Here is a 24,480-nt window from a genome sequence, read left to right as displayed (position 1 = left end):
TACCAATGAATAGATTTGAAGAGTTTAATTTAGATAAAAAGATATTAAAAAGCATACAGGATATAGGATATAAGAATCCTTCCGAAGTTCAAATTAAAGCTATACCAGGAATATTAGCAGGAAAAGATTTAATAGTAAAATCACAAACCGGTAGTGGAAAAACAGCAGCATTTTCTATTCCAATTATAGAAAACATTGAAATTGAGAAAAATGAAATTCAAGCTTTAATTTTAACACCTACAAGGGAACTAGCTGTTCAAGTTATGGATGAGATAAATTCTCTTGGTCTATATAAGAAAGTGAGGGCTATTTCACTATATGGTAAACAACCTATGAAAGTTCAAAGAAATCAACTTTCTCAAAGGGTTCACATAGCAGTAGGAACTCCAGGAAGAGTGATGGATCATATAGAGAAAGGTAACTTACATATAAATAATATAAAGTATTTTGTTATAGATGAAGCAGATGAAATGCTTAATATGGGATTTATAGAACAAGTTGAAGATATTATAAATACTTTACCTAAGAATAGACAAACACTTATGTTTTCTGCTACATTTTCTGAGGAAATAAAAAAAATTGTGAAATATCATATGATAAATCCAGAGATAGTTGAGATAAATTCTGAAAAACTTACTGTGGATAAGATAAATCAACTTTATTATGAGGTTAGGGAAGAAGATAAGATAAGGCTATTAAAGGATATTTTTAAATTAAAAGAAATTAATCAAGGTATCATATTTTGCAGAACAAAGAAAAATGTTACAAGTCTTTTTTTAGATTTTAAAAAAGAAGGATATTCTATTTGCGAAATTCAGGGAGATATGGAACAAAAAGATAGACTTAAGGCATTAAAAGATTTTAAAGAAGGTAGATATGTTTTTATTGTAGCTACAGATGTAGCCTCAAGAGGAATTGATGTAAGTGGTGTTACTCATGTTATAAATTATGATATTCCTTTAGAATTAGAATCTTATGTTCATAGAATAGGTCGAACTGGAAGAGCGGGCAATAAAGGTGAAGCTATAACTTTTGTTACTCCTTATGAACAAAAATTCTTAAAAGGCATAGAGGAATTTATAAATTATAATATTCCAAAAGAATTCCCCCCTAGTAAGGAAGAGTTAGAGAAGGCAAATAATACAATACAAAAGAGAGTAATCAAAAAAAATACGCCTTCTTTTGAAGTAGTTAAAATAACAATTAGTAGTGGAAAAAAGAAAAAGACACGTAGAGGTGATATTGTAGGAGTTTTAGCTAAAGATATAGGAATACCAGCGGATAGTATAGGTGTTATTGATATTTTTGATAATTATAGTAATGTTGATATATTAAATGGTTTTGCAGAAAAAGTACTTAAAAATAAAGAAATTAATATAAAAGGAAAACCTGTTAAACTTTATAAAAGTAAGGAATAGTTAAGAGATTGTCAAATTGACAATCTCTTGTTTTTTATTAAGATCTAGTAATATGTTAGGGTGTATATGAAAATTTAAATTAAATGATACAGATTTGTAATTGGTATGTAAATATTAGAAACATATAAGTTGTTAGAATATATACATGATAGGAGGTAATTTACATGAAAAAGAAAATAATATCAAATAACAAATTAATAATACTTATGATTATATGTTTATTAGGAATGGTTGTAACTATAGAAATATTAAATTTACAATCAAATTCAAAGAATGAAAAAGTTAAAAGTGTGTCTAATAGTAAAGGTGGACAAGTACATAAGGAAAATAAGAATAAAGAATTACAAAACAAATCAAAGGAAAGTAGTAAAAAGGGTGATGAAGAAAAAGAAGGATCTATAAAGAAAGAAAATTTTATTGAATATCATGGTAATGTAGAGCATATTTTCTTTCACCCATTAATTTTAAATAATACAGCTGCATTTACAGGTCCTAAATGGCATACAGATAATATGGATGATTGGTTTGTAACCCTTGGAGAATTTAAAAATATATTAAATTCTCTGTATAATAAAGGATATGTATTAGTAGATCCAAATGCTTTATATGAAGAATATACTTCAGGGAATAAAAAGCTTTTAAAAAAGAAAACATTAGAATTACCTAAAGGTAAGAAACCCTTAATAGTTTCTATTGATGACTTATCTTATAACGAAGGTATGAGAAAGGCTACGGCACTTAAACTTATACTAGATAAAGATGGAAGCATAGCTACTTATAGAAAAGATAATAATGGAAAAGAAATTATAGCACATGATGAAATAGTTAATATAATGGACGAATTTATAAAACAACATCCAGACTTTTCATTAAATGGTGCTAAGGGAGTAATTGCACTTACTGGATATGAAGGGGTATTTGGATATAGGTCCAATCTAGATTCACCAATACGTGAATCCGAAGCTAAGAAGGCAAAGGTAATAGCGGATAAACTTAAAGACAATGGATGGAAGTTTGCAAGTCATAGTTACGGTCACTTGGATAATAAGGAAATAAGCTATGAAAAGTTAAAGCTAGATGCAGATAAATGGGAAAAGCTTGTAAAACCTGTGGTAGGAGATACACAAATCTATATTTATCCCCATGGAACATCAGTTCCTGAAAATAGTGATAAGTTTAAATATCTACAATCTAAGGGATTTAAAATAATTTATTCAGTAGATAGTAGTTCCTCAGAGATAATATCTAATAATTCTGCAGTTGTTAGAGCTGGAAGACTAGCAGTAGATGGCATAAGTATGAGAAATAGAAGAGAAAAGTTTTTGAAATTCTTTGATTCAAAGGAAGTATTGGATTTAAAATCAAGACCAAAAAGACCGTATAAATTTTAGATAAATAATATTTTAGATTTTTATTAGAATAAATTCCACTTGGTATAAAAAAAATTAAAAAAATTTATAAAATCCTATAAAGTTTATTTTTAATACAGCGATATTAATAGTGTAAGGTTTAAAAAACAATCTTACATAAATAAAAATTAAAATGGCAAGCAGGGAAGTTTGCCTCAAAATTCAAGGAGGGAATTTATTATGATAATTAATCACAATATGAATGCTATGAATGCTCATAGACAAATGGGAATCAACACAATTAATTCTGGAAAAGCTATGGAGAAATTAAGCTCAGGCTTAAGAATAAACAGAGCTGGAGATGACGCTGCAGGACTTGCAATATCTGAAAAAATGAGAGGCCAAATCAGAGGTCTTGATCAAGCTTCAAGAAACTCTCAAGATGGTATATCAATGATCCAAACAGCTGAAGGTGCTTTAAATGAAACTCATTCAATTCTTCAAAGAATGAAAGAATTAGCAGTACAAGCATCTAACGATACTAACACTACAGAAGATAGAGCTCAACTTCAACAAGAAGTTAACCAATTAACTTCTGAAATTAATAGGGTTGGTAATACAACTGAATTCAACACTCAAAAATTATTAAATGGAAACAAAGCTGGAGATGCTGCTAAAGCTGGAGATATAATCAAAGCTAAAGCAGAAGATGTTAAAGCTGGTGAAGTAAACTTTACTGTAAAAGGTCTTGAAGATGGTAAAAAGCTTAATATATCAGGAACTGACGTATCTATAGCTACAGCAGATTTTGCTAATGCAGGAGCACTTAAAACAAAGTTAGAAGGTGGAATTGCAGACACTGATATAACTGTTACAGGAGATAATACTGCTGGATTTAAAGTTACTATAAAAGAAAAAGCTACAAAAGAAGGTACTAAAATAACAGCAGCTACAGTAACATCAGAAGCTGGTACACTTTCAGAAGTATCTGGACACAAGGGTGTTAAGGTTGGTGATACACTTGAAACAGTATCTGCAGATAGAGAAGGAAGAGTTAAGTTACAAGTTGGTGCTAATGAACACCAAAGTATGTCAATTGAAATTGGGGATATGAGATCAAAGGCTTTAGGAATCTCTGGAGATGCTGATGCAGCTGCAGCTGATGGAGCTAAATTCACAAAAACTACTGCTGTAACAGATGGAACTAGCGATGCTACAACAGAAGCAGGATTAGATTTATCTTCTCATGCTAATGCAACAGCAGCTGTAAAGGTTTTAGACTCTGCTATAAACACAGTTTCAACTCAAAGATCTAAACTTGGTGCATACCAAAATAGATTAGAGCATACAATCAACAACTTAAATACATCTTCAGAAAACTTACAAGCATCTGAATCAAGAATAAGAGACGTTGATATGGCTAAAGAAATGATGAATTTCTCTAAAAACAATATACTTGCTCAAGCAGCTCAAGCAATGCTTGCTCAAGCAAATCAACAACCACAAGGGGTTCTTCAATTATTAAGATAGTATTAAAACAAAGGATGGGTATATACTCATCCTTTATTTATGCTTTGATATAATATTTTTAAGTAAAAGTTAAATGCCTATAGATGAGATCACTATAGGAATTTTTATAATAAGTTATTTTTAAGATTCACTTTTTTTATCATAGAATTCTGATTTAGCTTTATTTAAGGTCTTTTTTAGAAAGTTTTCTTCATCTTCTGTTGTATTTTCTATAAAGTCCTTTATTCTAGGAGCATTTTCTTCAGAAACATCTGTTACATATTCAAAACTATTACCTAAACCATCTTTTATTATATAAGTTTGGGTATCTGAACTTTTTCTTAGTTTTTTTATACCATTTTTAAGATTTTTCTTTAAACTTTTACCAGCTTTTTTTACACCTATAGAAAAATCCTTGCTATTTTCTGATTTGAAAAGTTTATAAGTTAAGAAAGCCCCTCCAGCTGCTAATAAGCTACCTACTAAAAATTTATTTACATCATTCCTTCTTTGCATATCTATAATTACCTCCTAATGTAAGAGTGTATTCATAAATTTATGAATACTATGTAGAAAAAGAAAGTTAAGAACAATAAATTATATTACAAACATTTTTAGTTTACCCTTTTAAAAATTATTTATTAGTTATAAATAATTATATCACAAATTTTAATAAAAATCGATATTTTACAATTAAATATTATAATATTAACAAAAATATTAATGTTCTGTTTTTTAGGCAATAGTTTTAATTAGATTGTTATAAGAAAAATAGGTAATAAAGTTTTAATAAGTAAATAAAGAGTACTAACTTATTAAAGTCAGCACTCTTTATTTTTATGCGTAAATTTTTATTTGCTTAGCACAAATTAATATATTTCACCTTAAAGTTGTTTTAAAATTAAAATGCCCAGTCACCGTTTTTAAAGATTTCAATTTCTTTTCCATCTTTTGTAGTAGCAGTTATATTTAAATCTTCTGTTCCTACCATAAAATCAACATGAGTTAAGGAATCATTAACTCCAGCCTTAGCTAATTCTTCTTCATTCATCTCAGTTCCTTTTTCTATACATACAGAGTATGCTTTGCCAATAGCAAAGTGACAAGAAGCATTTTCGTCATATAGGGTGTTATAGAATACTATGTTAGAATCTGAAATTGGAGAATGGAATGGAACTAAAGCAACTTCTCCAAGGTAGTGTGAACCTTCATCAGTTTCTATTAGATGTTTTAAAGTATCATATCCACTTTCAGCAGAGAAGTCTACTATTCTACCATTTTTAAATGTAAGCGAGAAGTTATCAATTAAGTTTCCACCATAATTTAATGGTTTAGAACTTACAACAGTTCCGTTTACTCCTGTTTTTAAAGGCATAGAGAATACCTCTTCAGTAGGCATATTTGCAAGGAATTCTATACCATCTTGAGTATGTTCAGAGCCGCCTAAGAAAATGTATCCTTCAGGAAGTTCTACATTTAGATCAGTTCCTTTATTGTTTTTATAATGAAGAGTTTTCATATTTGCAGCATTTAAAAATTCTAGTTTTTCTTTTAAATTGCTTTTATGGTCTTCCCAAGCGTTTACAGGGTTTTCTCTGTCTACTCTTACTATTTTAAATATGGATTCCCAAAGTCTTTCTATAGCTTCTTCTTCTGAAACACCAGGGAATACTTTTTTAGCCCATCCAGCGGTTGGAACAGAAATTACTGACCAAGCATTTTGGTTGCTCATTAATTTTTCATTAAATTCTTTAATTGCAAGTCTTCTTGTTTTTTGAGCTGCTGCTAATCTATTTGGATCAACATCTTTCATAAGTTCTGGGTCTGCAGCATGAATGCTTAAGAAAGCAGCTCCATCTCTTACATTTTGAATATATAAATCTCTTTCATAGTCAGGCATAGATTCAAAAACTTCATCTGGAGCTTTCATAAATCTTATTTTAGAGAATTTCTCATCACTCCAATTCATAACAACATCTTTGGCACCTACTTCATAGGCTACCTCTGCTATCATTCTACTGAATTCTGCACACTCTATTGGAGTGTTTATAACTAATTTTTGGCCTTTCTGAATGTTAACACCAGATTTTACTGCTAAATCAGCATATTTCTTTAAAAAATCTTTATTCATTTTAATTTTTGCCCCTTTCTAAATATACTAACAATTATTATAATTCTACAATGAATAGAGTATTCCTTCAAAAAATACAAAAATAGAGCATCAAAAATAGATGCTCTATTTTAATTTATGCTTTAGCCTCACTTTTGGTTTCTGCTGTAGCTTCTTTATCTCGTTTTGCCCAATTATATTTCTTAAAGTAAACCTTGTATAAAATAATTTGTGCAATTACATATAGTACAGCGGCTATGTAGTATGGAATTCTATAGCCATCCAGATATAATCCCATAAATGTAAATGCAGGAATTTGCATTACGAATCCAGCTATAAAAGAGGATAGAGATTGAGTAATACATCTAAAACTAGATTGAAGTCCGGTTACAGTGGCTCTTTTTTCTGGTTCAACAAATTCAAGTATTTGAGTATATGCAAGTGGCATATTTAGATTCATAAGACCAGACCTCATTAAGAATGATACAGTTATAATAGGAATTAATAATTTATCTCCAAATACGTGTGCATTTGCAATTGCCATCATAAATGGTATGGAGAGAAGGGAAGTGATTCCTATAGTATGGATTGTACCAATTTTCTTTTCAATTATTGGACATAATAACATACATATAACCATTACGAAGTATTTTAAAAATGTAATATTACCTATAGCAAGAGGGCTAAGTTTCAATCCATCTTTCAAAAAATTAGCCATAAATGGAGTGAATAATCCAGCTCCTAATCCTATAAGACCACTATAAATTAAGAATATGACAACTTCTCTATTTGCAACTTCTTTGAAAGATTCTTTTAAAGATTTCTTTTCTTTTTTCTCTTCAATTTTTAATTTTATATCATTCATGAATAGAATAGGAATTAAGCTTAATCCCGATAATATAGCTGTTATGACTAAAAAACCTTTATAAGCGGCAATTTCAGTGATTCCAAAATGATTTTGAAGGAAGACTATTCCGTTACCAGAAAGTTTAGAAACTAGCGCTATAACACCCCAATTTCCAGCGTACATAATTGAATATATTGTGGTTCTTTGTTTTTCCGTAGTTAAAGAATTAAGAATTGGTGGTGGCAATATATCCCAAGCTGAACTTGGAGGTCCTGCAAGCAAAGTTGCTAAAATTAGAGTAAACATATTTGGTACATAGGCTGTTATACCAAAACTGATGGCTCCAATAACAGATGCAAAAATCATCATCTTTTTGAAGCCAACTTTATTTGTAAGCATCCCCATAGGTATAGCTAGAACTCCAAGTAAAATAGTATTCAGACTTAACATAGAGCCTACGGCGACCGTACCAAACATCATTTGAATTAATATTGTGTAAACAGTAAAGTAAGCTCCCCATTGAATAGCAAATAAAAAGTAAGATAATAAGAACAGTTTGGCATCTCTCGGAGATTCCTTGATGTCTAACCAATAGTTTTTTAATGTTGACAAAAATAAGCCCCCCCTTAAATATTAAAAATAGATTAATAACTAACTAATTACAATTATAAAATTATTTTCTGAATATATCAACAATTGATGTTAGTGGAAATTTTACAATATATATCATAAAATTTAACCTTAAGATCACTTTCTAATATAATTAGTATATTATATTAGAAAGTGATTAATTTTAAGGTTATTTATTAGAATGTTTATCAATGTGGTGTAATAAATGTTGAAATTTGTCTATGAAATATTAAATTTATTACTAATAGTTTATTTATAATAATATTAAAAAAGTATATAATATAAAATTTTTAATAAAGCCATTAATATATATTAATACTATAAATAACAAAGAGCATCTTCTGATAGATGCTCTTTCTAAAAACTATTTATTTTAACTAAGTAGTAGCAAGTTCTTCTTCTTTCTTTTGATTACCTTTTTTTGATGGCCAATTATATCTTTTATAAAAGACTTTAAATAGTATTACTTGTGCTACAGTGTATAGTATTCCAGATATATAATAAGGAACTCTATATCCATCCATAGTTAAGCCAAGCACAGTAAATGCAGGTATAGACATTACAACACCAGCTATTGCTGAAGAAACTGAAGATAATCCAGTTCTAAATGTAGATTGAAGCCCTGAAACAGTAGCTCTTTTATCTGGTTCAACAAACTCCATTATTAAGGTGTTCATAATTGGCATATTTAAGTTCATAAGCCCAGATCTCATAAAGAAAGAAACAGTAAGTATTGGAACCATAGCTCCACCAAATTTATCACAGTTAGCTATAACTAGCATAAATGGTATTGAAAATAATGATGACAGTCCAAGTGTTACAATTCTACCAAATTTCTTTTCAAAGAATGGACAAAGTAGCATACCAATAACCATTGCAAAGTATTGTACAGACATAACATTACCAACTGTTTTTGGGTTAAGTTTTAAGCCCTCTTTAAAGAAGTTAGAGAAGAATGGGGTGAATAACCCTAACCCTAATCCTATAAGTCCAACATATACTAAGTATACAAGAACATCTTTATTTGCAACTGTTTTAAAAGATTCTCCTAAGGATTTCTTTTCCTTATTTTCTGGAATTTGAATATCTATATTTGAAAGCATAAGTAAAGGAATAATTGAAATCATAGAGATTACACAAGTTAGTATAAAGAAATATTTATATGCTTCTAATTCAGCAATACCCATGCCATTTTGAATTCCTACAATTATATTTCCTGAAAGTTTAGAAACAATTGCAACTATACACCAGTATCCAGCAAACATTATAGAGTAAATAGTTGATCTTTGTTTCTCATTAGTAGTAGCGTTTATAAGTGGTGCACTAAGTACATCTGTTGCAGCAGCCGGTGGACCTTGAAGTGCTGTAAATACTAAAAGTAAAATAATATTTTTAGTATAAAGAGTTAATACCATAAATAAGGTGTTAAAAACGGCACCGAAGATCATCATTTTTTTAAAACCAAATTTTTTGTTAAGAATTCCTACTGGGACTGCGGATAATGCAGAAAATAAAGTTGATACGGACATCATTAAACCTAATGCCTTAGTATCGAAAGAATTTTGAATTATAACCATATAAGCAGTCCAGTACGACCCTCCTTGTAGTGCCCAAAGGAAATAAGCAACTAAAAACAGCTTAGCATCCTTTGATGAATTTTTTATGTCGCTTATATAATTTTTAACAGCTGACATAAATGAGCCCCCCTTTTTTATATAATTTAATACTATAATAACAATTCAATACAATTATAAAATCATTTTCAGAATATATCAACAATTGTTATTAGATAAAATACTACAAAAAAATTAATAGGTCCCATGTTAGGTGAAATATTTTTAAGTTTAATTAGGTTAATACTTTAAAAAGTACTTATAATAAAAACTATTATTAAAAATAACAGAGAAATAATATTATAAATGTTGAAATATATATATTTAAAGCTTTATATATCATTAATGATTTATTTATAATTTAAATATTAAAAAGGTAACCTTTATAGTAGTTATTATAAAGGTTACCTTGATTTAAGTTATATAATTTTATTTAGAAGTTAGCTTGCAGCAACTTCTTCTAAGTTTTCTTTAGCCACAGGACGGTTATATTTCTTGTAGAACACTTTAAATAGTATAACTTGTGCTATAAAGTATAGTGCTCCAGCTATGTAATAAGGAACTCTATATCCATCCATAGTTAAGCCAAGTACACTAAATGCAGGGATAGACATTACTACACCAGCTACTCCTGAAGAAATTGATGATAATCCAGTTCTAAATGTAGACTGAAGTCCTGAAACAGTAGCTCTCTTATCAGGCTCAACAAATTCCATTATTATAGTGAACATAATTGGCATATTTAAATTCATAAGTCCAGATCTCATGAAGAAGGCAACAGTAAGTACTGGAACCATAGCTCCACCAAATTTATCACAGTTAGCTATAATAAGCATAAATGGTATTGAAAGTAATGAAGATACTCCAAGTGTTACAATTCTACCAAATTTTTTTTCAAAGAATGGGCATAGTAACATACCAATAACCATTGCAAAGTATTGTACGGAAATAACATTACCAATTGTTTTTGGATCAAGTTTTAATCCGTTTTTAAAGAAGTTAGAGAAGAATGGAGTAAATAATCCTAGACCTAATCCTATAAGTCCAACATATATTAAGTATATAAGAACATCTTTATTTGCAACTTCTTTAAAGGATTCTCCAAATGATTTCTTTTCTTTCTTTTCTGCAACTTCAAGTTTGATGTTTGAAAGCATAAGTAGAGGAATAATTGAAATTAATGAGATTGCACAAGTTAAAACAAAGAAATATTTATAAGCAGTTAGCTCAGGTATATTCATGCTATTTTGTATACCTACAATTAAGTTTCCAGATAATTTAGAAACAATTGCAACTATACACCAGTACCCAGCAAACATCATAGAATAAATAGTTGATCTTTGCTTTTCAGTAGTAGTAGCATTTATAAGTGGAGCACTAAGTACATCTGTTGCAGCAGCAGGAGGTCCCTGAAGTGCTGTAAATACTAAAAGTAAAACAAAACTTTTAGTGTAAAGTGTAACTACCATGAATAACGTATTAAAAATAGCGCCGAAAATCATCATTTTCTTAAAACCAAATTTTTTGTTAAGAATACCTATAGGAATAGCTGATAATGCAGAGAATAAAGTTGATACTGCCATCATTGTTCCTAATTGAACAGTACCAAAAGATTCTTGTACTATAACCATATAAGCAGTCCAATAAGACCCCCCTTGTACTGCCCAAAGGAAGTAAGCAATTAGGAATAACTTAGCATCCTTTGATGAATTTTTTATGTCGCTGACATAGCTTTTTATAGCTGACATAAATAAGTCCCCCTTTTCTAAAATTTTGTAGAATTAAATAATATAATGTAAAATCATTATACTATAAAATTTGAATTGTTCAAATATTTTTTAAATTGCAAACTTAGGAATAACTAGAATAAAAGGAATAATATAAGATAGATTATAGAATTAGTTTTAAATTAATTTAAAAAAGAATTAATGTATTAACAAAAAAGCTCTATAGTGAAAATTAAGAAAATTACATATATAATAATATTAAGTAACTATAACTAAAATATAGGTATTTTTAATTAAAAAAACATGTACATATGCCTATATCTAAAAAACAAATTGGGTAGGAAGATTATAAAACTGATATATAATTATAAAATAAGCGTAAAAAATGTAATATTAAAGTATAAAAATAAAATAAAAAATATTTTATATTTCAATATATTGAAAATTAAGAGGCTTTTATAAAAATTGAATTAAATTAAATGTTTGCATTTAAATTATATCTTTAAAATTCATTATGATGAAATTTGTATTCTTAATTATACTGTTGATTATAAAGAGATAAAGAGGAATTAAATGTGGATAAATGAAAAAACAGTGGTGTTATAGTTATTGATTCAAAATAATAGGCGTACTATATTATAATTAAACTTAGATTAGAAATTGAATTTTAAGATAAATTTTTTTTATTATGATAAGTATGGTATAATTGAATAATATAATTTCATCGTTTAATGATTGGAGATGAATATAACAATGAGTAAGAAATACAATAACTTATATAAAACCAATAAGAGATATATTTTATTAGCATCTTTTATTTTGTTTCTTTACCTAGTAGGAAATAAAAATTTAAATATTATACATGTTTCTCTAAAACATGATTTTGAAAAAAATTATATTAATGCGAAGGCCTTATTAGATGATCCTTCTAAAGAAATAAAATTTTTAGACTTGATATTGGTAGATAGAAATGGCGATTCTAAAAAAGATCCTAAAAAAGCTATGGAAACTTCGCTTAGAGGTAAGTATAAGATAGAAAATACTACATATATAAAAAATGGTATTACGTATGTTAAAAATTTAAAGGATGTAGGGGTACTTGTCAATAAAAACAGACGCATAACATCTTCATATGAACCTGAAGAACTTTCTCGTGTTAATATACCTTTTCATAGAACTAGTTTTTCAAAGGAAAATATGATGGTTAAAGAGGCTGCTAGGGCGGCAGAAAAATTAGTTGGAGACGCTTCAAATGAAAAACTTTACTTAAAAGGTGTTTCAGCGTATAGATCTTATAATAACCAGGAAACTACATATTCATACATAAGTAAGACTAAAGGAGAAGAACATGCTGATGTATACTCGGCTAGGCCTGGGCAAAGTGAACATCAAACAGGGTTTGCTATAGATCTGGGCATTCGAAGCTTAAACTATGATCTAAATGAAAACTTTTCTAATACCAAAGAGGGTATTTGGCTTTCTCAAAATTGTTATAGATATGGATTTATAATAAGATATCCCAAAGGAAAGGAACATATAACAGGTTATTCTTTCGAACCTTGGCATATTAGATATGTTGGAGTAGAATTAGCAAAATATTTGACAGAAAATAATCTTACGCTAGAAGAGTTTTATTCTTTTAAATAAAATTTAGTATTGTTACTGTGAAAAAGGGCTTATAAAAATAAAGTGCTATTGTACTAAAATGCAATAGTTCTTTATTTTTATAAGCTTTTATAATTCTCACTATACTCTCTAGATGGTATAATAAGAGCCCAAAATACGAAGAATATAATAAAATATAATTTAAAAAGGATGATTTCAATGCGAAAAAGAGTTTTTTTGAATATATTTTTTATTTTATGTTCCTCAATTTTTTTTATGTCCTGCACAGGAAAATTTCAGGTTATAGATCGGGGTGATGGGGGAGATGAAATTTATTTAAACAAACAAGATGGTGTGAGTTTTGAGATTCCTAAAGTGTGGGATAAAAATTATAAGATTATCACTTCTAGAGATAAAAGATATGGCAAAAAGTTAACTTTTAAAAAAAAGGATAAGAAATGCAACGTTATACTTTTAGAAATATGGATTTTGAATGAGGAATATTGGAGTGAATTTAAAGATGTTAGGAAGTTTAAACTTATAGGTAAAAGCGAAAAAGGCGTAGTAGTTTATTCAAGAGGTAAATTAGATAGCATATTAGAAAATAATGGATTGGACATTATGCATCATAAAGAAGAGAAAAAGAAAGATATAGAAAAAATGTACATTAAAGATGAAGAAATTAGCGATAGAATCAAAATAATTAGAAATTAATAAAAAAATGAAAATAGAAAAATTCATTTTACTAAAAATTTATGTTTACTTTCTATAACAATCTTTGTAAACTGTAAATACTAATGTAGTATTTTTTAGAAAATAATAATCTGTTAAAAAGTATATTTAGGAACTAAAAATGAATAAATTTATAAAAACTATTTACAATATCTAAAATAATGTATATAATTTTTATTAAATAGATTATTTTGGTATTAAGGGGGTGATTGAAAGAATAAACAGAAAATTGATATAATTCAATAAATAAAATCTAAAGAGAAATATCTAAGTAATACACAAATCTAATATTAAAACCATTTTAATATTAAGAATATTTTGTTAATAGGTAAAGGTTAAAAGGCATTCTATTATTAAGGTTAAAAGGTATTAATTATTAAGGGGGATTATCTATGAAAAAAAATATTTTAAAGATTCTTATGGATAGTTATTCTAAAGAATCTAAAATTCAAACTGTACGTAGGGTTACGAGTGTATCACTTTTAGCGGTATATCTTACTATGAATACTTCAAGTTTAGTTTTAGCAAAACCAATAGAAAATACTAATGATACTAGTATAAAAAATGTGGAGAAATTAAGAAATGCTCCAAATGAAGAGAATAGTAAAAAGGTAGAAGATAGTAAAAATGATAAGGTAGAACATGTGAAAAATATAGAAGAGGCAAAGGTTGAGCAAGTTGCACCCGAAGTAAAATCTAAATCAACTTTAAGAAGTGCTTCTATAGCGAATACTAATTCTGAGAAATATGATTTTGAGTATTTAAATGGTTTGAGCTATACTGAACTTACAAATTTAATTAAAAATATAAAGTGGAATCAAATTAATGGTTTATTTAATTATAGTACAGGTTCTCAAAAGTTCTTTGGAGATAAAAATCGTGTACAAGCTATAATTAATGCTTTACAAGAAAGTGGAAGAACTTACACTGCAAATGATATGAAGGGTATAGAAACTTTCACTGAGGTTTTAAGAGCTGGTTTTTATTTAGGGTACTATAATGATGGTTTATCTTATTTAAATGATAGAAACTTCCAAGATAAATGTATACCTGCAATGATTGCAATTCAAAAAAATCCTAACTTTAAGCTAGGAACTGCAGTTCAAGATGAAGTTATAACTTCTTTAGGAAAACTAATAGGAAATGCTTCTGCTAATGCTGAAGTAGTTAATAATTGTGTACCAGTTCTAAAACAATTTAGAGAAAACTTAAATCAATATGCTCCTGATTACGTTAAAGGAACAGCTGTAAATGAATTAATTAAAGGTATTGAATTCGATTTTTCTGGTGCTGCATATGAAAAAGATGTTAAGACAATGCCTTGGTATGGAAAAATTGATCCATTTATAAATGAACTTAAGGCCTTAGGTCTATATGGAAATATAACAAGTGCAACTGAGTGGGCATCTGATGTTGGAATATACTATTTAAGTAAATTCGGTCTTTACTCAACTAACCGAAATGACATAGTACAGTCACTTGAAAAGGCTGTAGATATGTATAAGTATGGTAAAATAGCCTTTGTAGCAATGGAGAGAATAACTTGGGATTATGATGGGATTGGTTCTAATGGTAAAAAGGTGGATCACGATAAGTTCTTAGATGATGCTGAAAAACATTATCTGCCAAAGACATATACTTTTGATAATGGAACCTTTATTATAAGAGCAGGGGATAAGGTATCCGAAGAAAAAATAAAAAGGCTATATTGGGCATCAAGAGAAGTGAAGTCTCAATTCCATAGAGTAGTTGGCAATGATAAAGCTTTAGAGGTGGGAAATGCCGATGATGTTTTAACTATGAAAATATTTAATAGCCCAGAAGAATATAAATTTAATACCAATATAAATGGTGTAAGCACTGATAATGGTGGTCTATATATAGAACCAAGAGGGACTTTCTACACTTATGAGAGAACACCTCAACAAAGTATATTTAGTCTTGAAGAATTGTTTAGACATGAATATACTCACTATTTACAAGCGAGATATCTTGTAGATGGTTTATGGGGGCAAGGTCCATTTTATGAAAAAAATAGATTAACTTGGTTTGATGAAGGTACAGCTGAATTCTTTGCAGGATCTACCCGTACATCTGGTGTTTTACCAAGAAAATCAATATTAGGATATTTGGCTAAGGATAAAGTAGATCATAGATACTCATTAAAGAAGACTCTTAATTCAGGGTATGATGACAGTGATTGGATGTTCTATAATTATGGATTTGCAGTTGCACATTACCTATATGAAAAAGATATGCCTACATTTATTAAGATGAATAAAGCTATATTGAATACAGATGTGAAATCTTATGATGAAATAATAAAAAAATTAAGTGATGATGCAAATAAAAATACAGAATATCAAAACCATATTCAAGAGTTAGCAGATAAATATCAAGGAGCAGGCATACCTCTAGTATCAGATGATTACTTAAAAGATCATGGATATAAGAAAGCATCTGAAGTATATTCTGAAATTTCAAAAGCTGCTTCTCTTACAAACACTAGTGTAACAGCAGAAAAATCTCAATATTTTAACACATTCACTTTAAGAGGAACTTATACAGGTGAAACTTCTAAAGGTGAATTTAAAGATTGGGATGAAATGAGTAAAAAATTAGATGGAACTTTGGAGTCCCTTGCTAAAAATTCTTGGAGTGGATACAAAACTTTAACAGCATACTTTACGAATTATAGAGTTACAAGCGATAATAAAGTTCAATATGATGTAGTTTTCCATGGGGTTTTAACAGATAATGCGGATATTAGTAACAATAAGGCTCCAATAGCAAAGGTAACTGGACCAAGCACTGGTGCTGTAGGAAGAAATATTGAATTTAGTGGAAAAGATAGTAAAGATGAAGATGGTAAAATAGTATCATATGATTGGGATTTTGGCGATGGTGCAACTAGTAGAGGCAAAAATTCAGTACATGCTTACAAAAAAGCAGGAACATATAATGTTACATTAAAAGTAACTGACGATAAGGGTGCAACAGCTACAGAAAGCTTTACTATAGAAATAAAGAACGAAGATACAACAACACCTATAACTAAAGAAATGGAACCTAATGATGATATAAAAGAGGCTAATGGTCCAATAGTTGAAGGTGTTACTGTAAAAGGTGATTTAAATGGTTCTGATGATGCTGATACCTTCTATTTTGATGTAAAAGAAGATGGTGATGTTACAATTGAACTTCCTTATTCAGGGTCATCTAATTTCACATGGTTAGTTTATAAAGAGGGAGACGATCAAAACCATATTGCAAGTGGTATAGATAAGAATAACTCAAAAGTTGGAACATTTAAATCTACAAAAGGAAGACATTATGTGTTTATATATAAACACGATTCTGCTTCAAATATATCCTATTCTTTAAACATAAAAGGATTAGGTAACGAGAAATTGAAGGAAAAAGAAAATAATGATTCTTCTGATAAAGCTACAGTTATACCAAATTTCAATACCACTATGCAAGGTTCACTTTTAGGTGATGATTCAAGAGATTATTATTCTTTTGAGGTTAAGGAAGAAGGCGAAGTTAATATAGAACTAGATAAAAAGGATGAATTTGGTGTAACATGGACACTACATCCAGAGTCAAATATTAATGACAGAATAACTTACGGACAAGTTGATGGTAATAAGGTATCTAATAAAGTTAAATTAAGACCAGGAAAATATTATCTACTTGTTTATAAATACTCAGGATCAGGAAACTATGAGTTAAGGGTAAATAAATAATTTATCTTATAAAAAAGAGTGTGCCTAATACATGGCACACTCTTTTTATTTATTTTTTTCTTTTAAAAGATCTCTGATTTCACCAAGTAACTCTTCTTCTCTTGAAATTTCAGGAATCTTAGCTTCTTCAACTGCTTCTTCTTTTCTTTTAAATCTGTTTATTAGTCTTATAAATAGGAATATTGAAAAAGAAATTATTAAGAAGTCCAATATATTTTGTATAAATTGACCATAATTAAGAGTCAAAGGTTTTTCTGAATTTAATCCATGAAGTGTAAGTTTTGCGCTAGTAAAATTAATTCCACCTAAGATAAGTCCTAGAATAGGCATTATAACATCATTTACTAAAGATGTTACAATCTTTCCGAAGGCACCACCTATGATAACACCTACAGCAAGATCGACTACATTACCTTTCATGGCAAATTCCTTAAAATCTTTCCACATAAAAATCCTCCTAAAGTATTTAATATTAATTATTAAATAACAAGTATAATCTTATATTTAAATTTAACATTAATTATACTAAATATCAATATGAAATTATTAAAAGTTTTACATTTATATGATATAAATAATATTGGTATTTAATATTATCAGGTTGATTGTTCTTTGTGTTCTTTAAATTTCAAAAAATATGATATAATATAAGAGATAGTATCGTTGTTTGATATATCTATTTAAAAAAAATTACTTAGTTTTGTTAAGAGGTGTTTTAAATGAAGATTATGTTTATATCTGATATTCATGGTTCTTTATATTTTTTAAATAAAGCATTAGAAAGATTTGAAGAGGAAAAAGCAGATTATATAGGGATTTTAGGAGATGTATTATATCATGGACCTAGAAATGATTTACCAAAAGAATATAATCCAAAGGATGTTGCAAAAATCCTAAATAGGTATAAAAATAAAATAATAGCCGTAAGGGGAAATTGTGATAGTGAAGTAGATCAAATGCTTATAGACTATCCAATGCTTAGTGATTATAGTATAATTTTTTTTAATAACAAGAAAATATTTTTAACTCACGGACATATTTTTAATAAAGATAATATGCCTCATTTTAATATAGGAGATATTATGATAAGTGGTCATACTCATATTCCAAGTATAGAACATATAGACGGGGTAACTTTTATAAATCCTGGTTCTATATCTATACCTAAAGGTGGAAGTGAAAATTCTTATGGTATTTTAAATGAGGATGGATTCTCAATTAAAAATTTAAATGGAAAGGTTATATTAACTTTAAATATATAATAGACTAAAGGAGGAATAAGAATGAATACAATAGAAATGGTTTTAAATAGTTTAAAAGAGGCAGGGGAACCGCTAAAGGCTGGAGAGATAGCAGAAAAGACTGGTATTGACAAAAAAGAAGTGGATAAAGCTATAAAAAAATTAAAAGCCGAAGAAAAGATAACTTCTCCTAAGAGGTGTTATTATACTATTGCATAATATTATCTCACATGATAATATTAAAATATATTAAAAAATAATAAAATGTAATGTTTAGGTTCTATTTGTAGATTAATAGGGAAAGTGGTTGAATTCCACTACAGCCCCCGCTACTGTAAAAGATGATGAAACTCAAAAATGCCACTGTATTTTTATATGGGAAGGTAGAGGAGTAAAAGGATTCTTAAGTCAGGAGACCTGCCTAAACAAATATAAGTAAACTTCGGAGGGAAGTGTAATCTTAATTTATATCCTAGTATAAAGCTTTTATGGATAATTATAAGTTTTATATTATAGTACTGTAAGATTGAACCCTAACCTTCTGAAAGGTTAGGGTTTTTTATCTATATGGGGTTTATTTAAGATTTACATATATATTAATTATTATATAGGGAGGAATATTAATGAAACAATTTAAAAAGTGGGGTGTTTTTACTTTCTTATTATTAACCTTTATGACAACTCCTTTGTATGCTAAGGCTATGCATATAGCTGAAGGCTATTTGCCTATGAAGTGGGTAGTTATATGGTTCGTAGCTTCAATCCCATTCTTTATTTTAGGAATTATTAGGATAAAGGATATTTTTAAGGATGAGCCTAATAAAAAGATGTTAATTGCATTAGCAGGTGCATTTGTTTTTATGTTATCTGCATTAAAAATCCCTTCAGTTACAGGTAGCTCATCACATGCTACTGGTACTGGATTAGGAGCAGTTATTTTTGGACCTACAGTAATGACAGTTTTAGGCGTTATAGTTTTACTGTTTCAAGCAATTTTACTTGCACATGGGGGACTTACAACCTTAGGTGCGAATACTTTTTCTATGGCCGTAGCTGGACCAATGGTATCTTATTTTGTATATAAAATGTCTAAAAAAATGGGTGTTAAAGCTTCTGTAGCAGTGTTTATTGCTGTTACATTAGGAGACCTAGTAACTTATATAGTTACAGCAATTCAACTTGCTATAGCTCATCCAGATGCAGTAGGCGGATTTATGGCATCATGCATAAAATTTTTGGGTATTTTCGCTGTAACTCAAATACCACTAGCTATTGCGGAAGGTATATTATCTACAATAGTATTTAATCTATTAATTGATTATAGAAAAGAGGGGATAATTCATGGGGAAATCTAAAAAGAATATTATACTTCTTATTTTAGTGGTTATTCTTGTTATCTCTCCATTAATAATTAATTCTAAGGCTGAATTTTTAGGAGCAGATGATAAAGCAGAGGAAGCTATAACGGAAATTAATCCTAATTATAAACCTTGGTTTGAAAACATTTGGGAACCACCTAGTGGTGAAGTTGAGAGCCTTATTTTTGCTGTACAAGCTTCCCTTGGTGCAGGAGTAATTTGCTACTTTTTTGGATATTTAAGAGGGAAAAAGAAAGTTATTGATACAGCCAAAAAAGGTTTGAAATGTGAAAAATAAAGAGTAACATAATTCTAGATTAGCCCATGAGTTTCTCATGGGCTTTTATATAGTAGGATGCTTCTTTGAAAATTAAAATATATAATGTATAATTCATATTAAATAATAAGTTATTCTAGTTAATAACTTTATTTAATAAATTAGGAGGTTTTTTTGTGGAAACGTTGATAGACAAAAAGGCTATTAAGAAAGATAGGTCAATAAGATTTTTTACAGTTTTATTAGGTACACTTATTTATTCAATATCGGTTAATATGTTTATAACTCCTCATAAGCTAATTGCAGGTGGTGTAGCTGGTATAGCGCTAATTATTCAATATATAACTAAGATTCCTTCAGGATATTTTGTATTTCTCATAAATATACCACTATTTATAATTGGAATTAAAGAGCTTGATAAGGAATTCGGTGTATATAGTTTAATTGGTATGATTTCTATGTCAATTTTCTTGGTTATAACTAAGGATATTACATCAGTATTTAAAGTTAACGATATATTAGTATCTACTATTTGCGGTGGAGCATTTTGTGGATTAGGCATGGGAATAATATTTAGAAGTAGAGCATCTGAAGGTGGTACAGATATAATATCTGTTATTGTAAAAAAACGTTATGGGGTTAAAATTTCAACTATAACATTTATTATAAATATTTTAATAGTATCAGTGGGTGGATTCTTAGGTACATTTGAGATTGCTGTATACACCATAATATCTATGTACTTAAAATCTATGGTTTTAGATAAAGTTATAGAAGGATTGGATAAGAAAAAACTTATATTTGTTGTGACAAGGGACCCAGAAGGGGTTAAAAAAATCATCTTAGAAAAACTAGGTAGAGGCGTAACTTTTCTTCATGGAGAAGGTGCTTATACAGGGGAAACTAAAAAAATGATATATTCTGTAATGAGTTCAAAACAATTGGCTAGATTCAAACTTCTTATAAACACAGTAGACTCTAAAGCAGTAATTACTATTATGGATGTATCAGAGGTAGAGGGGAAAGGGTTTAAAAAAGCTGCATTTTAATATATTGTAGTTTAATATGAGAAATTAAATAGTATTTTATACGAATTCTAAATAGCGCTATATTATTAGTGCTATTTTTATTTCTGGGACAATTATATTAAAGTTACATATTATATATAGAAATTAATTTTAGGGGGAAAAAATTTGGTGCTACAGAAAGAAAAGTTTAACTTTAAGACTGTAAAAGGAATATCTTTAAACCAATTAGATCAACATTATGAATTATATGGGGGATATGTAAATAAGACCAATGAGATATGGGGTATACTTGATACGGAAAAAAACTTTGGTGAAGGAAATCAGATATATAGCAAGATGCGCTCACTAATGAAAGGGCAAAGTTTTGCTTTAGATGGTGTAAAGTTACATGAATTATATTTTCAAAATATATGTGATAGCGGAAGGGGGATTTCTATTCAACTTTTAAGTAAAATAAAGAGGGATTTTGGAAGTTTTGAAAGATTTGAAGAAATTTTTAAAAAGACTGCACTTTCCGTACGTGGATGGTGTATATTAACTCTTGAACCAAAGGATTCTAAACTTCATGTGCTAGGGTTAGATGGCCATGATGAGGGCGTGGTTTTATGTTCCATACCTTTGATTGTGTTAGATGTGTATGAACATGCCTATATGATTGATTTCGGAATAAATAGAAAAGCTTATATAGATACCTTTATGAAAACTTTAAACTGGGACATTGTAAATAAAAGATTATTTATGGGAGAAAAAATTTTGAGTCACATGAGTATGATAAAATAGTATCATTTTAAATTCTTAAACATAGATTAATAGTGTAATTTATTTCAGGAGGGTTATGAATGAAAATAGATTTAGATAAATACGATAGCCTCGAGTTAAGTAATGAAGATTATGCCATGGTTCCTATTGAGATGGATATGGAGTTTAAAGTTGGGGAAGAAGAATTGGCTAGAAGTTCAGATGAAACATATGTAGAGGATTTTATGGAAAGTTATTTTGAACAAGACCTATATAGAGATGAAGACTCGGAAGAGTTTGATGAGGAAGAGTTTCAACAAGAGTATGATATGTGGAGTGAAGAAGAAGAGAGAATTTTTAATGAAGAATATATTAAAGTAGATGAGGAAAAATATGAGGAATTCGAAGATGAATTTTTTAGAACAGAAGATTCAATAAAACCTAATTTTGGTGTGCCTCTATTTATAGAAGAAAGATATTTAGTTAATGAGGAATATTATAGGAATGAAGAAAACATGATATCAGAAGAAAAAGAAGATATGGAGAGAGATAATCGAGTCGATAGAATATTTATGAGAATTGCGAGAAGTAATCCAGCAATAATAAGAAGGTTAGTTAGGTGTGGTATACCACGACGTGAAGCTGAAGCAATTGTTAAAAGTATTATTAGATTAACTTTGATGTATTCTTAAAAAGTATTTAGAGAAATAGTGCTTGTATAAATAGGTTTCTGTTATTACATAGAATACCTTTGTATAAGTGCTATTTTTTTATGTTTTTATAATTTAATAAATTAAAAGGAAAATATTAAAATGCGTAGAATTTTATTACTTAGAGGTGGTAAGGGCTATGTTGTATATGGATTTTGAAGCGGAAGGTATAAAGGTTAGAAATGTAGTGAAAGACGACATTAAAACAATTAATGATGAGATAATTAATAATAATTGTTTTATGCAAAATACTAATGTTTTAAAAAAAGAAGATTTATATGAAAGATTTTTAGAATACTATTTAACTGAAGGAGAAATATTTCTTAAATTTTTAAATAAAGAAGATGAATTCCTAGGATTTTTAAAAGGTAGAATAGAGTTTAAAAGTTGTAATATGGCATGGATTAATTGTCTTTTTATAAAAGAAATATATATAAAGAATGGACTTGCCAATAGTATACTAAAAAACATCATAAAATTTTTAAGGAATTATCATGATGTAAATACTATATACACTGGTGTTGCAAAGGATGAAAAAGAATATTTGGATTTTTGGAAGGGGAATGGATTTCAAGTTTTAAGGGTATCAAAAGAATTTTACAATATAAACGAACAAAAAAAAGATATGATTATTCTAGGAAAAAGTTTCATGGTATAAAGTAAAAACTTATATATATGTGAAATTGTATAATTTAGTAATAAAAAAAATTATCTCTCATAGAATTTAATAGAAATAACTTTTACAATGGAGGGATAAAAATGAAATATACTAGATATAACATAAAGGGAAATAAGAAACCTAAAAATTCTAATAACATAATTATTTTATTAATAATAAGCGTAATAATTGCTTTTTTATTAGCAACAATATTTAAAAGTTTTATATTTAATAAATCTGGGATTGGAGATAAGCTTCCGTCTATAAGTCTAGATAATTTAAAAAAAGAGTTTAATTTGAAAAAAGAGCAGAATAAAACTGACAAAGATATTAAAAGTAATATAGATAAAGATAAAAATAAATCAAAAGAGCAGGAAGTAAGTTCGAAAAATAGCACTAAGGTAAAAAACGGAAATGAGCATGAGAGTATTAATAGTAACGAAGGGTCGTATATGACATTTTATAGTGTTCAGTGTGGAGTTTTTAAAAGTGAGGAAAATGCAAAACACGTTCTAAGTTCTGTTAAAGAAGTTGGAGCTCCCTTTATATTGAAAGAGGGAGATTTATATAAGGTCATAAATGGAGTTTTTTTTCAAGAGGAATCAAATAAGGTTATAGAAGAACTTAAAAAAGGTAATATTGAAGGTGCCAAGTTCAAGATTACAATATCTAAGGATAATACTAATACAGAGCAAATAGGAAAATTGTCAGATGCATTATTAAAAGTATTAAATAAACTAAATGAAAGAAACATAAAAGAAATAAAAACGGATAATATAAAAAAGTGGACAGCCGACTTAAAAGAAGGAAATAAGAAAGAAAAGAATTATACTAATTTAGTGAGTTTGAAAAAGCATATAAATGAGCTTCCAAAAGAGTTAAAAAAAGATAATTTAAAAAGTAATTATGAATTTTTATTTAAACTTTTTAAAGATATAAAATAATATGTTACACATAAGAGGATGGCTTTGGCTATCCTTTAGTTTTCTTTAAAATTTCTTTAATAAAGAATTACAAAAGCTTTACAAATTTAAAAATTTTATAAAATGAATATATACATACTTGTTTATAAATTTATTAAATGATAAACTATATAAGATGTAAAAAGAAAAGAGTTTTTTGACAAATAACTCTATTTCTGTCTTAAAAAGACAACTAAGATAAAAAAGTTTAATACAAAT

The 24,480-nt window shown here is 28.3% G+C and carries 21 protein-coding genes and 1 riboswitch; of the genes, 15 read left to right on the top strand and 6 right to left on the bottom strand.

Annotation, left to right across the window (positions count from 1 at the left end):
• The first annotated feature begins 5 nt into the window (after positions 1–5).
• From FGL08_RS08280 to FGL08_RS08270, 3 genes are all read left to right on the top strand, one after another.
• Entirely contained in the window at positions 6–1,418 is a 1,413-nt protein-coding gene (locus FGL08_RS08280; protein WP_138210340.1) for a DEAD/DEAH box helicase, read from the top strand.
• A gap of 164 nt (positions 1,419–1,582) precedes the next feature.
• Positions 1,583–2,809 (top strand): polysaccharide deacetylase family protein, encoded by a 1,227-nt coding sequence (locus FGL08_RS08275; protein ID WP_243117962.1) that lies wholly within the window; start codon positions 1,583–1,585, stop codon positions 2,807–2,809.
• Between the two features lie 198 nt (positions 2,810–3,007).
• Positions 3,008–4,297 (top strand): flagellin N-terminal helical domain-containing protein, encoded by a 1,290-nt coding sequence (locus tag FGL08_RS08270; RefSeq protein WP_138210339.1) that lies wholly within the window; start codon positions 3,008–3,010, stop codon positions 4,295–4,297.
• A gap of 120 nt (positions 4,298–4,417) precedes the next feature.
• Here the strand turns inward: FGL08_RS08270 and FGL08_RS08265 are convergent, their stop codons facing one another.
• From FGL08_RS08265 to FGL08_RS08245, 5 genes are all read right to left on the bottom strand, one after another.
• A complete protein-coding gene (locus tag FGL08_RS08265; protein ID WP_138210338.1) occupies positions 4,418–4,792 on the bottom strand; it encodes a hypothetical protein in 375 nt (124 codons plus the stop codon).
• Between the two features lie 385 nt (positions 4,793–5,177).
• Positions 5,178–6,407, bottom strand: a complete 1,230-nt coding sequence (locus tag FGL08_RS08260; RefSeq protein WP_138210337.1) for an aminopeptidase — start codon at positions 6,405–6,407, stop codon at positions 5,178–5,180.
• 115 nt (positions 6,408–6,522) lie between these two features.
• Positions 6,523–7,845 carry an MFS transporter gene (locus tag FGL08_RS08255; RefSeq protein ID WP_138210336.1) on the bottom strand — a complete coding sequence of 441 codons (1,323 nt, stop codon included), beginning with the start codon at positions 7,843–7,845 and terminating at the stop codon, positions 6,523–6,525.
• 395 nt (positions 7,846–8,240) lie between these two features.
• Positions 8,241–9,557, bottom strand: a complete 1,317-nt coding sequence (locus FGL08_RS08250; RefSeq protein WP_138210335.1) for an MFS transporter — start codon at positions 9,555–9,557, stop codon at positions 8,241–8,243.
• Positions 9,558–9,916: 359 nt separating this feature from the next.
• Positions 9,917–11,224 carry an MFS transporter gene (locus FGL08_RS08245; RefSeq protein WP_138210334.1) on the bottom strand — a complete coding sequence of 436 codons (1,308 nt, stop codon included), beginning with the start codon at positions 11,222–11,224 and terminating at the stop codon, positions 9,917–9,919.
• Between the two features lie 732 nt (positions 11,225–11,956).
• Between FGL08_RS08245 and FGL08_RS08240 the strand changes: the two genes are divergently transcribed.
• The 3 genes from FGL08_RS08240 (at position 11,957) to colG (ending at position 17,289) form a co-directional block, all read left to right on the top strand.
• On the top strand, positions 11,957–12,850 hold the full coding sequence (locus tag FGL08_RS08240) for a M15 family metallopeptidase (protein ID WP_171012023.1): 894 nt from the start codon (positions 11,957–11,959) through the stop codon (positions 12,848–12,850).
• Positions 12,851–13,027: 177 nt separating this feature from the next.
• Complete coding sequence (locus FGL08_RS08235) at positions 13,028–13,522, top strand: hypothetical protein (RefSeq protein ID WP_171012022.1); 495 nt, start codon at positions 13,028–13,030, stop codon at positions 13,520–13,522.
• Positions 13,523–13,932: 410 nt separating this feature from the next.
• Complete coding sequence (gene colG / locus FGL08_RS08230; RefSeq protein WP_138210331.1) at positions 13,933–17,289, top strand: collagenase ColG; 3,357 nt, start codon at positions 13,933–13,935, stop codon at positions 17,287–17,289.
• A gap of 45 nt (positions 17,290–17,334) precedes the next feature.
• Here colG and mscL read toward each other — a convergent pair whose 3' ends face one another.
• The gene (gene mscL, locus FGL08_RS08225) at positions 17,335–17,736 is read right to left on the bottom strand and encodes a large conductance mechanosensitive channel protein MscL (RefSeq protein ID WP_138210330.1); all 402 of its coding nucleotides are present in this window, start codon (positions 17,734–17,736) and stop codon (positions 17,335–17,337) included.
• A gap of 272 nt (positions 17,737–18,008) precedes the next feature.
• On the opposite strand from mscL, the gene yfcE reads away from it, so the two are divergent.
• From yfcE to FGL08_RS08180, 9 genes are all read left to right on the top strand, one after another.
• On the top strand, positions 18,009–18,551 hold the full coding sequence (gene yfcE / locus FGL08_RS08220) for a phosphodiesterase (protein WP_138210329.1): 543 nt from the start codon (positions 18,009–18,011) through the stop codon (positions 18,549–18,551).
• A 21-nt stretch (positions 18,552–18,572) separates the two neighbouring features.
• A complete protein-coding gene (locus tag FGL08_RS08215; RefSeq protein WP_138210328.1) occupies positions 18,573–18,749 on the top strand; it encodes an HTH domain-containing protein in 177 nt (58 codons plus the stop codon).
• 40 nt (positions 18,750–18,789) lie between these two features.
• A riboswitch (cobalamin riboswitch) is annotated at positions 18,790–18,969 on the top strand.
• 184 nt (positions 18,970–19,153) lie between these two features.
• Positions 19,154–19,885: an energy-coupling factor ABC transporter permease gene (locus FGL08_RS08210; RefSeq protein ID WP_138210327.1), complete on the top strand. Its 732-nt coding sequence runs from the start codon at positions 19,154–19,156 to the stop codon at positions 19,883–19,885.
• Positions 19,872–20,186 (top strand): energy-coupling factor ABC transporter substrate-binding protein, encoded by a 315-nt coding sequence (locus FGL08_RS08205; protein WP_138210326.1) that lies wholly within the window; start codon positions 19,872–19,874, stop codon positions 20,184–20,186. The genes FGL08_RS08210 and FGL08_RS08205 overlap by 14 nt, the downstream gene beginning before the upstream one ends.
• Before the next feature lie 155 nt (positions 20,187–20,341).
• Positions 20,342–21,214 carry a YitT family protein gene (locus tag FGL08_RS08200; protein ID WP_243117961.1) on the top strand — a complete coding sequence of 291 codons (873 nt, stop codon included), beginning with the start codon at positions 20,342–20,344 and terminating at the stop codon, positions 21,212–21,214.
• Positions 21,215–21,361: 147 nt separating this feature from the next.
• Positions 21,362–21,973, top strand: a complete 612-nt coding sequence (locus FGL08_RS08195; protein ID WP_243118012.1) for a superoxide dismutase — start codon at positions 21,362–21,364, stop codon at positions 21,971–21,973.
• 59 nt (positions 21,974–22,032) lie between these two features.
• Positions 22,033–22,623, top strand: a complete 591-nt coding sequence (locus tag FGL08_RS08190; RefSeq protein WP_138210324.1) for a hypothetical protein — start codon at positions 22,033–22,035, stop codon at positions 22,621–22,623.
• A 157-nt stretch (positions 22,624–22,780) separates the two neighbouring features.
• Positions 22,781–23,299, top strand: a complete 519-nt coding sequence (locus FGL08_RS08185) for a GNAT family N-acetyltransferase (RefSeq protein WP_138210323.1) — start codon at positions 22,781–22,783, stop codon at positions 23,297–23,299.
• 101 nt (positions 23,300–23,400) lie between these two features.
• A complete protein-coding gene (locus FGL08_RS08180; RefSeq protein WP_138210322.1) occupies positions 23,401–24,243 on the top strand; it encodes an SPOR domain-containing protein in 843 nt (280 codons plus the stop codon).
• Positions 24,244–24,480: the final 237 nt, after the last annotated feature.

The organism is Hathewaya histolytica, assembly GCF_901482605.1.
GTDB lineage: Bacteria > Bacillota > Clostridia > Clostridiales > Clostridiaceae > Hathewaya > Hathewaya histolytica.
The sequence above is the reverse complement of the archived record's forward strand: the minus strand, read 5'-3'. Positions and strand labels throughout refer to the sequence as shown.